This window comes from Streptomyces sp. NBC_01669 (genome assembly GCF_026339735.1).
Lineage (GTDB): Bacteria > Actinomycetota > Actinomycetes > Streptomycetales > Streptomycetaceae > Streptomyces > Streptomyces yanii.
The window spans coordinates 6,365,488-6,375,842 of sequence record NZ_JAPEQG010000001.1; the positions used below are offsets into that span (position 1 = coordinate 6,365,488).

12 protein-coding genes are annotated in these 10,355 nt (G+C 70.9%); 5 read left to right on the plus strand and 7 right to left on the minus strand.

Annotated elements, in window-relative coordinates:
- Positions 1-39: 39 nt before the first annotated feature.
- Entirely contained in the window at positions 40-411 is a 372-nt protein-coding gene (locus OG972_RS28485; protein ID WP_266986165.1) for a DUF4190 domain-containing protein, read from the minus strand.
- 180 nt (positions 412-591) lie between these two features.
- The gene (locus OG972_RS28490) at positions 592-1,200 is read right to left on the minus strand and encodes a TetR family transcriptional regulator (RefSeq protein WP_266986167.1); all 609 of its coding nucleotides are present in this window, start codon (positions 1,198-1,200) and stop codon (positions 592-594) included.
- A 228-nt stretch (positions 1,201-1,428) separates the two neighbouring features.
- Here OG972_RS28490 and OG972_RS28495 point away from each other — a divergent pair, with 228 nt between their 5' ends.
- From OG972_RS28495 to OG972_RS28505, 3 genes are all read left to right on the plus strand, one after another.
- Positions 1,429-2,760: a glycosyltransferase family 4 protein gene (locus OG972_RS28495; RefSeq protein WP_266986169.1), complete on the plus strand. Its 1,332-nt coding sequence runs from the start codon at positions 1,429-1,431 to the stop codon at positions 2,758-2,760.
- Between the two features lie 68 nt (positions 2,761-2,828).
- On the plus strand, positions 2,829-3,596 hold the full coding sequence (locus OG972_RS28500; RefSeq protein ID WP_266986171.1) for a class I SAM-dependent methyltransferase: 768 nt from the start codon (positions 2,829-2,831) through the stop codon (positions 3,594-3,596).
- Positions 3,593-4,681: a prenyltransferase/squalene oxidase repeat-containing protein gene (locus tag OG972_RS28505; protein WP_266986173.1), complete on the plus strand. Its 1,089-nt coding sequence runs from the start codon at positions 3,593-3,595 to the stop codon at positions 4,679-4,681. The genes OG972_RS28500 and OG972_RS28505 overlap by 4 nt, the downstream gene beginning before the upstream one ends.
- Before the next feature lie 39 nt (positions 4,682-4,720).
- Here the strand turns inward: OG972_RS28505 and OG972_RS28510 are convergent, their stop codons facing one another.
- Complete coding sequence (locus OG972_RS28510; protein ID WP_266986175.1) at positions 4,721-5,014, minus strand: hypothetical protein; 294 nt, start codon at positions 5,012-5,014, stop codon at positions 4,721-4,723.
- Positions 5,015-5,164: 150 nt separating this feature from the next.
- On the opposite strand from OG972_RS28510, the gene OG972_RS28515 reads away from it, so the two are divergent.
- The gene (locus tag OG972_RS28515) at positions 5,165-5,716 is read left to right on the plus strand and encodes a hypothetical protein (protein WP_266986177.1); all 552 of its coding nucleotides are present in this window, start codon (positions 5,165-5,167) and stop codon (positions 5,714-5,716) included.
- Between the two features lie 40 nt (positions 5,717-5,756).
- Positions 5,757-6,533, plus strand: coding sequence for a maleylpyruvate isomerase family mycothiol-dependent enzyme (locus OG972_RS28520; RefSeq protein WP_266986179.1), 777 nt, complete (start codon positions 5,757-5,759; stop codon positions 6,531-6,533).
- 9 nt (positions 6,534-6,542) lie between these two features.
- Here OG972_RS28520 and OG972_RS28525 read toward each other — a convergent pair whose 3' ends face one another.
- The 4 genes from OG972_RS28525 to OG972_RS28540 all read right to left on the minus strand — a co-directional run bounded on the left by OG972_RS28525 (position 6,543) and on the right by OG972_RS28540 (position 10,308).
- Positions 6,543-7,556: an LLM class F420-dependent oxidoreductase gene (locus OG972_RS28525; RefSeq protein WP_266990758.1), complete on the minus strand. Its 1,014-nt coding sequence runs from the start codon at positions 7,554-7,556 to the stop codon at positions 6,543-6,545.
- 116 nt (positions 7,557-7,672) lie between these two features.
- Positions 7,673-8,461 (minus strand): hypothetical protein, encoded by a 789-nt coding sequence (locus OG972_RS28530; protein ID WP_266990760.1) that lies wholly within the window; start codon positions 8,459-8,461, stop codon positions 7,673-7,675.
- Positions 8,462-8,703: 242 nt separating this feature from the next.
- Complete coding sequence (locus OG972_RS28535) at positions 8,704-9,642, minus strand: N-acetylmuramoyl-L-alanine amidase (protein ID WP_266986181.1); 939 nt, start codon at positions 9,640-9,642, stop codon at positions 8,704-8,706.
- 21 nt (positions 9,643-9,663) lie between these two features.
- Positions 9,664-10,308 carry a class I SAM-dependent methyltransferase gene (locus tag OG972_RS28540; protein WP_266986183.1) on the minus strand — a complete coding sequence of 215 codons (645 nt, stop codon included), beginning with the start codon at positions 10,306-10,308 and terminating at the stop codon, positions 9,664-9,666.
- Positions 10,309-10,355: the final 47 nt, after the last annotated feature.

A 10,355-nucleotide genomic window follows, 5' to 3' on the forward strand; every position in this document is an offset into this window, starting at 1 on the left:
CGCCCCGTCGTCCGCCCGGGCGGACGACCGTCGGCGATGTCAGACGCCGCTGACCGCCTGGATCGTGGCCACGAGGAACCCGAGGCAGGCGAAGGCGCAGCCGATGATCCCCATCACCATTCCGGCGGTCGCCTGGCCGCGGGCGCCGCCCTCGCCCCGGTCCGCCATGCGGCGGGCCGAGATACCCAGGCACAGGGCGATGATCGGCGCCACGATCGGGATGAGCAGCAGTCCGACGATGCCGAGCACCATCGAGGCGGTCGCCTTGCCGGTGGGCAGCGCGGCGCCCGTGGGGTACGCGTAGCCGTAAGGGGCCTGGGCGCCGACGCCGTACCCCGGCGTCGTCCCGGGGTGAACGCCCAGGTTCTGCCCGCCTGCCGTGCCGCCTGCCGTGCCTGACTCGTCAGTCATGTCTTCCTCTCCATCGGTGCTGGTCAGGTTCATGCTAGGAGAGATTCGAGGGCACCCGGCACAGAGATGTGAGGGGTATGTGGCCGACAGGTGACGCCTCGGGGTAGGTCCGCCAGGGGCTGTCCGCGGCGAGGTGCCGTAGCCGTCGTCGTGCGCCCGGCAGGGATGACGGGCCGGCCCTCAGGGGGCGTCCGGCGTCGTCACGTCGATCAGCCGGCACACCGTCTCGATGTCTATCTTCACCTGCGCGATCGACGCCCGCCCCGACAGCCAGGTGATCAGCGCCGAGTGCCAGGTGTGCTCGATCACCCGGACCGCGGACAGCTGTTCCGGCGTCGGGTGCTGGAGCCCCATCGAGTCCAGGATGATTGCCGTCGTGATCCGCGAGACGGTGTCCACCTCGGGACTGACGCTGCGGTCCGCGAAGGTCAGCGCACGCACCATCGCATCCGCCAGATGCGGTTCGCGCTGCATCGCGCGGAACGCCCGCATCAGGGTGTCGGCGACGCGCGCCGCCGCGTCGTCCCCGGCCGGGGGGCGCTTGCGCAGCGTCCCGTGCATGTGCTGGAGCTGGTCCTGCATGGTGGCGACCAGGAGGTGGATCTTGGAGGGGAAGTACCGGTACAGCGTGCCCAGGGCGACCCCGGCGGCCTCCGCCACCTCACGCATCTGCACCGCCTCGAAACCGCCCCTGCTGGCGAGCTGGGCGCTGGCGTGCAGAATGCGACGACGGCGAGCCTCCTGCCGTTCCGTCAGGGGCGGCGATGCCGGCTTGGCTTCCGCTGTCATGTGTCCCCATCCATGGCTTCTGTCCGCGACCGGGGGAGGCGTCTGGGCCCCGGCGGCGCACAGCATGCCAGGGTGCCCGGTGGTGGCGCGAATCACCTGATCCGGCCGTTGCGCCGACGCTACCTGCCGGTAGATTCGTAGCTCATTGAACGATCCAGTCTGAAACTTGTTCTAGATTAGCGCGAGCGGTTACGCTCCGGCGAACACGCAGTGAGAAGGGGGCCGAGTGTGACCGCTGAGGCCATAGAAGCGGGCCCCCGCACGGGCGGCCACGCGTCGGGCAGCACCGACGGGCGACCCCTGCGCATCGCACTTCTCACCTACAAGGGCAACCCGTTCTGCGGCGGTCAGGGTGTGTACGTACGCCACCTCGGCCGCGAGCTCGCCCGCCTCGGCCACAGCGTCGAAGTGATCGGCGCCCAGCCCTATCCCGTACTCGACGAGGGCGTCCCGCTCACCGAGTTGCCGAGTCTGGACCTCTACCGCCAGCCCGACCCGTTCCGCACCCCCGGGCGCGGCGAGTACCGGGACTGGATCGACGCCGCCGAGGTCGCCACCATGTGGACCGGTGGTTTCCCGGAACCGCTCACCTTCAGCCTCCGCGCCCGCCGCCATCTCGCCGCGCGCCGCGGCGAGTTCGATGTCATCCACGACAACCAGACCCTCGGGTACGGGCTGTTGGCGGATCTCGGCGCCCCGCTCGTCACCACCATCCACCACCCCATCACCGTCGACCGGCAGCTGGAACTGGACGCCGCAGACAGCCGTCGCCGCCGCGCCTCCGTGCGCCGCTGGTACGCCTTCACCCGCATGCAGAAGCGGGTCGCGCGCCGGCTGCCGTCGGTCCTCACCGTCTCCGGCTCCTCCAAGCAGGAGATCGTCGACCACCTCGGGGTGCGGCAGGACCGGATCCATGTCGTGCACATCGGTGCGGACACCGACCTGTGGTCGCCCGACCCGAAGATCGCCGAGGTGCCGGGCCGGATCGTCACCACCTCCAGTGCCGACGTCCCCCTGAAGGGCCTCGTCCACCTCGTCGAGGCGCTCGCCAAACTCCGTACGGAGAACCCGCAGGCGCACCTCGTGGTCGTCGGCAAGCGGGCCGAGGACGGACCGGTCGCGCAGGCCATCGAGCGGTACGGACTCCAGGACGCCGTCGAATTCGTCAAGGGCATCAGCGACACCGAACTCGTCGACCTGGTGCGGAGCGCCGAGATCGCCTGTGTCCCGTCGTTGTACGAGGGGTTCTCACTGCCCGCCGCCGAGGCCATGGCCACCGGCACCCCGCTCGTCGCCACCACCGGCGGGGCGATCCCCGAGGTGGCCGGCCCGGACGGCGAGACCTGCCTGGCCGTGCCGCCCGCCGACGCCGGGGCACTGGCCGCCGCACTCGCCCGGCTGCTGGGCGACCCGGAACTGCGGGCCCGGCTCGGCGCCGCGGGCCGCGAACGGGTGCTGTCCCGGTTCACCTGGAAGCAGGCGGCCATCGGCACCGCGGAGCTCTACCGGCAGGCGATCGCCGCTCGCGCAGCCACCACGCACTCCGTCGGCCGTCGGTGACCCCGACGCCCGTTCCCGCCGTCCCTGCTCCCTGACCCCTCGACCCCCGACCGCGAAAGCAGGCATTCGTGCTGACCGTGGACTTCACCCGCTTCCCGCTCGCCGCAGGCGACCGAGTGCTCGATCTGGGCTGCGGCGCCGGACGCCACGCCTTCGAGTGCTACCGGCGCGGCACCCAGGTGGTGGCACTCGACCAGAACGGCGAGGAGATCCGCGAGGTCGCCAAGTGGTTCGCGGCGATGAAGGAGGCCGGCGAGGCCCCCGAGGGCGCCACCGCCACCGCGATGGAGGGCGACGCGCTCAACCTGCCGTTCCCCGACGAGTCCTTCGACGTCGTCATCATCTCCGAGGTGATGGAGCACATCCCCGACGACAAGGGCGTGCTCGCCGAGATGGTCCGGGTCCTCAAGCCGGGCGGCCGGATCGCGATCACCGTGCCGCGGTACGGTCCCGAGAAGGTCTGCTGGACACTCTCCGACGCCTACCACGAGGTCGAGGGCGGCCACATCCGCATCTACAAGGCCGACGAACTCCTCGGCAAGATCCGCGGCGCCGGTCTCAAGCCGTACGGCACCCACCACGCGCACGCGCTGCACTCGCCGTACTGGTGGCTCAAGTGCGCGTTCGGAGTCGGCCGCGACGGCAAGGACGCAGCGCTGCCGGTCCGTGCGTACCACAAGCTGCTGGTCTGGGACATCATGAAGAAGCCGGCCGTCACCCGGGTCGCCGAGCAACTGCTCAACCCGGTCGTCGGCAAGAGCTTCGTCGCCTACGCCACCAAGCCGCACCTGCCCAGGGCCGCTGCCGCGGACGACCTTTCGAAGGCCGAGGCGTGACCACTCCCGAGCAGACCGAACACCTCGTGCTGCCCGGAGTGCTCACCGCCGAGCAGGCCACCGAGACCGTCGAGGCGCTGCTCGCCGTGCAGTGCGAGGACGGCGCGCTGCCCTGGTTCCGCGGTCACCACCTCGACCCGTGGGACCACACCGAGGCCGCCATGGCCCTCGACGCCGCGGGTGAGCACGCCGCGGCGGAACGCGCCTACGACTGGCTGGCCCGGCACCAGAACGAGGACGGCTCCTGGTACGCCGCCTACCACGACGGCGACCCGGACCGGCCGACCGACCGGGGCCTGGAGTCCAACTTCTGCGCGTACGTGGCGGTCGGCGTCTGGCACCACTACCTCGCCACCGGCGACGACGCGTTCATCGACCGGATGTGGCCGACCGTCTACGCGGCCGTCGAATTCGTCCTGCGGCTCCAGCAGCCCGGCGGCCAGATCGGCTGGAAGCGCGAACCCGACGGCACCCCGGTCGACGACGCCCTGCTGACCGGCTGCTCCTCCATCCATCAGGCGTTGCGCTGTGCACTCGCCATCGCCGAGCAGCGCGAAGAGCCGCAGCCCGATTGGGAGTTGGCGACCGGTGCGCTCGCGCACGCGATCCGCAACCACCCCGAACGCTTCCTCGACAAGAGCCACTACTCGATGGACTGGTACTACCCGGTCCTCGGCGGCGCGCTCACCGGAACGGCCGCCAAGGAACGGATCGAGGAAGCCTGGGACCGCTTCGTCGTCCCCGGCCTCGGGGTCCGCTGTGTGCTGCCCAACCCCTGGGTGACCGGCGGCGAGAGCTGCGAACTCGCCCTGGCACTCTGGGTGATGGGTGAGTCCGACCGGGCGCTGGAGATCCTCCAGTCCATCCAGCACCTGCGCGCCGAGGGCGGCATGTACTGGACCGGTTACGTCTTCGAGGGCAACCGGGCGTTCTGGCCGGAGGAGCACACCACCTGGACCGCCGGCTCGCTGCTGCTCGCGGTGGCCGCCCTGGGGGGCGATGAGGCGACCACCGCGGTCTTCAGCGGCGAACGGCTGCCGAACGGGCTGGAACCGGACTGCTGCGACGAGGCTTCGCGCACCTGATGGTCTGCTCGGACCACTGAACGCGTCCTCGCCGGCGGGTCAGTAGCGGCGGATGCGGCCCGCCACCGCATGTCCGACGAATAGGTAGACGACGGCGGCGAGGCCGTATCCGGCGACGACCCGCGCCCACGCCTCGTCGAACGTGAACAGGTCGTACGACCAGCCGGCCAGCCAGTGGGCGGTGCCCCTGACGAAGTCCACCAGGTCGTTGGCCCGGTTCGCGTCCAGCAGGTACATCAGGATCCACAGGCCGATGATGGCGGCCATGACATCGGCCACGACGGCTATGACACGTGCGGCGGTGCTGCTTCTCGTGCCTTTTCCAGAAGACATGGACATCGGGTTGCCGCTTTCCGTGGCCCGAAACCCGGACGGCGCCTCCTGAGTGGCGCGGATCCCGGGCCGGGATGAGCCTGGCCGGGAGTGCCGGACCGCGTCACTCACCCGTAGAACCCACCGTGTGCCCGTTCAGGGAGGCCCGCTGTGCCCAGTTCCGTACCGCTCCGCCGTCTGTTCGTGGCGTTGCTGCTGTCCTGCACCGTGCTGGTGGGCGCCACCGGGTGCGGCGGGGGCTCCAGCAGCAGTTCGAGCTCCTCCCCGACCCCGAGCGGTACGGCGTCCCCGGAGAAGCAGAAGCTCGCGAAGACGCGGTTCGTCGCCAATGCGGGGCTCGCGGCAGGTGCCACGTATCAGTGGATCGTCAAGCCGTACCGTGCGGGCAAGTTCAAGAAGGGCGCCGACGGGCGGAAGACCGCGCTGGTCAAGGCGGGGCTCGCGGGCGGGTTCGCGTACAACCGGCTCAAGGCGGCGGCGGAGAACGCCAAGGGCGACCCGCTGCTGTCGAAGGCGGTCGCGCCGCTGACGGCGGGCATCGCATCACTCAAGGGGCTCGGGACCAAGCTCCGCACGGGCGAGGCGGGCGCGGGGGACGTCGGTGCCTTCGAGAACGTCATCAACGGCATCAAGGACGCGGGCAAGAGCGCGGGCGCCGAGGTGAAGGACAAGGTGCCGTCCACGTCCCAGCTCGGCGGATAACCGGATGTGGGCTGCGAGGCGGCCGCAATAGGGTGCCGCCATGACGCTTCTGGCACATGATCGCTACTGCGACGAAATCGTCCGGCAGACCGATGAGTTGAGGGCGACGCTCAAGGGCGCGGATCTCGCCGCGCCGGTCCCGACCTGCCCCGACTGGACGCTGCGCGATCTCGCCGTGCACGTCGGCGGCGCCCACCGCTGGGCCGGCGAGATCGTCCGCACCCGGGCGACCGGGCAACTCCCGGACGAACAGGTGCCGGAGTTCACGCCGGACGGCGACGACCCGGCCGTGCTGGACGCCTGGCTGGCCGACGGGGCGGCGAAGACGGCTGACGTGCTGCGCGACGCAGGTCACGACCGGCAGGTCTGGAGCTGGTCGTGGGACAGGAGCGCCGGTTTCTGGGCGCGGCGCATGGCGCACGAGACGGTCGTCCACCGCGCCGACGCGGTGCTCGCCGTGCGGGCCGACTACGCGGTGGCGCCCGAGCTGGCGGCCGACACGATGGACGAGTGGCTGGAGATCGTCGCCTTCGCCCAGTCCCAGGGGGACCCGGAGGCCGCGGAGCTCCGGGGGGCCGGCCGGTCCCTCCACTTCCATGCCACGGACGTGCCCGGGGCGGAGTGGCTGATCGAGTTCGGCGAGGACGGGTTCACCTGGCGGCGGGCGCACGAGAAGGCGACCGTCGCGGTGCGCGCGCCGCTGACGGACCTGATGCTGCTGATCAACCGGCGGCTGGACGTGGACAGCGGGCGGGCCGAGGTGCTCGGGGACCGGGAGTTGCTGGACTTCTGGCTGGAGCGGGCGACGTTCCGCTGAGGCGGGCTCTCAGGCGCTGTTGAGGTCTGCCAGTACGCGCAGGGTGTGCGGGTCCGGTGCCGTGACCAGCAGGTCGGTCACCGGGCCCTTCCGCCACAACTCCAGCCGTTCCGCGATCCGTTCGCGCGGGCCGACGAGCGAGATCTCATCGGCGAACGCGTCCGGCACGGCCAGTACCGCCTCCTCCTTGCGGCCCTGCAGGAACAGCTGCTGGATCCGCCGTGCCTCCTCCTCGAAGCCCATCCGTGCCATCAGATCGGCGTGGAAGTTACGGGCGGCGTGTCCCATCCCGCCGATGTAGAAGCCGAGCATCGCCTTCACCGGCAGCAGGCCTTCCGTGACATCGTCACAGACGTGCGCGCGGGCCATCGGCGCGATCATGAAGCCGTCGGGGAGCTCGGTCAGCGACGCCTCGTACACATCGGTCCGCAGCGGCGACCAGTACAACGGCAGCCAGCCGTCCGCGATCCGGGTCGTCTGCGCGATGTTCTTCGGGCCTTCGGCGCCCAGCAGTACGGGCATCCCGGCCCGCAGCGGATGGGTGATCGGCTTCAGCGGTCTGCCGAGCCCGGTCGCGTCCGGACCGGTGTACGGATGGGAGTGGAACCGCCCGTCCAGCTCAACAGGGGCCTCGCGCCTCAGTACTTGCCGGATGACCTCGACGTACTCGCGGGTGGCGGTCAACGGGCTCCTCGGGAAGGGGCGCCCGTACCAGCCCTCCACCACCTGGGGCCCTGACAGCCCGAGCCCGAGCATCATGCGGCCGCCGGAGAGATGGTCGAGGGTCAGTGCGTGCATGGCCGTCGCGGTCGGGGTGCGTGCCGCCATCTGCGCGATGCCGGTGCCCAGCCGGATGCGGGAGGTGTGCGCCGCGATCCAGGTCAGCGGGGTGAAGGCGTCGGAGCCCCAGGCCTCCGCCGTCCACACCGAGTCGTAGCCCAGCCGTTCCGCCTCGCGGGCGAGGTCCAGGTGGGCGAGGTTCGGGCCGCGGCCCCAGTAGCCGAGAGCGAGTCCGAGCCGCATACCGGTCCCTCCAGCCATATCGAGCTGACGATACATCAGATCGCTTTGTACGGACGGAGAGTACGGCAGCGGCCCCCCGCCCGGAAGGGGCGAGGGGCCGCGGAGCGGGAGTGCTGTCAGCCGCGCTGGATGCCCGTGGTGTCCTGCAGAACGCCACGACGGCCGTCCTGCGTCTGGGCGATGAGGCTCGGACCGCGCTGCTCGACCGCGAGGTACCAGGTGCCCGGCGCCAGTTCGGCGATCGGGCTCGGTGAACCGTCCTCCCCGTACAGCGGGCGGGCCACCGGCACGGCGAACCAGAACGGCGTGAAGTCACCGGCCGGCGCGGCGCCGCCCTGCGGGGCCTGCTGCGCCTGCGCCTGGGCGGGGTCGGGCTGACCGGGCTGCGGCTGGGCACCGTACGGCTGGGGCTGACCCGGCTGCGCGCCGTACGGCTGCTGCTGGGCACCCGGGTAGCCGTACCCCTGGCCGGGCTGCGGCTGGCCGCCGTACGGCGCCTGCACGGGCTGCGGGCGCGGGGCGCCCATCAGGGGCGCCTTCAGCGAGGGAACCAGCGGGGTGGCGACCGCGCCGCCGGCCAGCACGAGCGAGGCGATCAGACCGAGGACGAGACCGGCACCGGCGTCGACCTGGCCGAGGTCGGTGATCGTCCAGAAGATGTTCCACGCGGTGAAGACCGTGGCCGCGACACCGAACTGGGCGAGGTCCAGGCCGACGACCTTGCGGGGCTGGGGCTGCGAACGGGAGAGCACGATCAGTGCCGCACCGATCACCCCGACCAGGTAGACGCCGATCGCATTGCCCAGCGAGTCCCAGGCGTTCGGCGCGTCGACGCCGAGGCCGTTGTAGGAGAAGAATTCGAGGAAAGAGGCGATGAACAGCACCACCGCTGCTCCGATCACCACGCCATCGCCTCTAGTGAGCGAGCGGATATTCACGTGAAGGTCCTTAGTCGGTCGTCTCGTCGGGGCGGTCGTCGCTGCCGCCGGTACGGCGGGCACGGCACGAAGCTCGGGGGCGGCTCCCCATCGTACGGATGAATCTATCGTCTGCCCGGGCGGGTTGTGTCCTGGCCCGGACCTTGGACGGTCATCCCCCTGAATAACCCTGCATAACCACCGCACAACCACCGCATAACCAGGGGTGCTTACCCGCGCAGGTAGGAACTGATGCCATCCGCAATGCCCTGTGCGGCCTTCTGGCGCCAGCCCGCGCTGGTGAGCAGGGCGGCGTCCTTCGGATCACGCATATTGCCGCACTCGATGAACACCTTGGGTACCGTGGACAAATTGAGTCCGCCCAGATCCTTACGGGTGTCCAACCCCGTATTAGCGCCCACGTAATTGGAAGGTGCACTTCCGGTAGCCCGGACGAAGAGGCCGGCGATCCGGGTGCCGAGTTCGCGAGACGGTTCGACGATTTTCGAGGTGTCCGCAGCCCCGCCGCGCACGAGTGCGGGAAGGATCACATGGAAGCCGCGGTTGCCGACCGCGGAACCGTCCGCGTGCACCGACACGACCGCATCGGCCCCGGCGTTGTTGCCGATCCGGGCCCGCTCGTCGACACACGGCCCGTACGGGCGGTCGTTGTCGTACGTGAGGACCACCTCGGCGCCCTGCGCCTGCAGCAGCGCCCGCAGCCGGTGCGACACATCGAGGGTGAACTCGGCCTCGGCGTAACCCGAGTCGGTGGACGTACCGGTGGTGTCGCACTCCTTGTGCGCGGTGCCGATGTCCACCTGGCGGCCGATCTCGCGGGTGTGCTCGTGGTTGCGCGGATTGTGCCCGGGGTCGATCACGACCGTCTTCCCCGACAGCGGCCCGGACATCGTGCGGCTCGCGGACTTCGACGGGGAGGGCGGCACCGAGGTCGTCCTCGCCGGGCTGCTCTTCGCGGGCGAAGGCGACAGGGAGGGTGTGGACGACGCGCCACCACCGCCCTTGCGCGGCTGCGCCGCCGCTCCACCGTCGCTGCCACCCCCACAGCCCGCGATCAGGCACACGCAGCCCAGCGCGGCAGCGGCGAGCAGGGTCCGGCGGCGCCGCGCGGGGCGCGGGGTGGGAGAAACGCTGGTGTCGTACGGCACGTCGCGATGCTATCCGGCGGCTCAGATCCCCGATCCGGTACGGCGCAGGACGCGCAGCGAATCCGTGACCGACACCTCGGTGAACGCCCCGGACTCCAGCGCCCGCAGATACACCCGGTACGGCGCCTGACCACCGTGCGCGGGATCGGGGAACACGTCGTGGATCACGAGCAGCCCGCCCTCGGCGACATGCGGCGCCCAGCCCTCGTAGTCACCGTTCGCATGCTCGTCGGTGTGCCCGCCGTCGATGAAGACGAAGCCGAGCTGCCCGCCCCAGACGGCCGCGACCTGCGGGGACCGCCCGACGAGCGCCACGATGTGGTCTTCGAGGCCCGCCGCGTGCAGCGTGCGGCGGAAGGTCGGCAGCGTGTCCATCCGGCCGACCTCTGGGTCCACGACGGTCGGGTCGTGGTACTCCCAGCCGGGCTGCTGCTCCTCGCTGCCCCGGTGATGGTCGACAGTGAGTGCGGTCACACCGGCCGCCCGGGCGACGTCGGCGAGCAGGATCGTGGACCGCCCGCAGTACGTCCCGACCTCCAGCAGCGGCAGACCGAGCGCGGCGGCGTCGGTGGCGGCCGCGTGGAGGGCGAGCCCCTCGACCACCGGCATGAAGCCCTTGGCCGCCTGGAAGGCGGCGAGAATCTCCGGCTCGGGCTCGGCGGCCACGGGGTTCCTCCTGGTCGTACGGGAATGAAACGGCGCCTCATCGTGCC

What these genes read in the sequence shown, in the direction of transcription:
- OG972_RS28485 (WP_266986165.1), bottom strand. Translation starts at nt 411, where the DNA reads ATGACTGACGAGTCAGGCACGGCAGGCGGCACGGCAGGCGGGCAGAAC.
- OG972_RS28490 (WP_266986167.1), bottom strand. Translation starts at nt 1,200, where the DNA reads ATGACAGCGGAAGCCAAGCCGGCATCGCCGCCCCTGACGGAACGGCAG.
- OG972_RS28510 (WP_266986175.1), bottom strand. Translation starts at nt 5,014, where the DNA reads ATGTCTTCTGGAAAAGGCACGAGAAGCAGCACCGCCGCACGTGTCATA.
- OG972_RS28520 (WP_266986179.1), top strand. Translation starts at nt 5,757, where the DNA reads ATGACGCTTCTGGCACATGATCGCTACTGCGACGAAATCGTCCGGCAG.
- OG972_RS28525 (WP_266990758.1), bottom strand. Translation starts at nt 7,556, where the DNA reads ATGCGGCTCGGACTCGCTCTCGGCTACTGGGGCCGCGGCCCGAACCTC.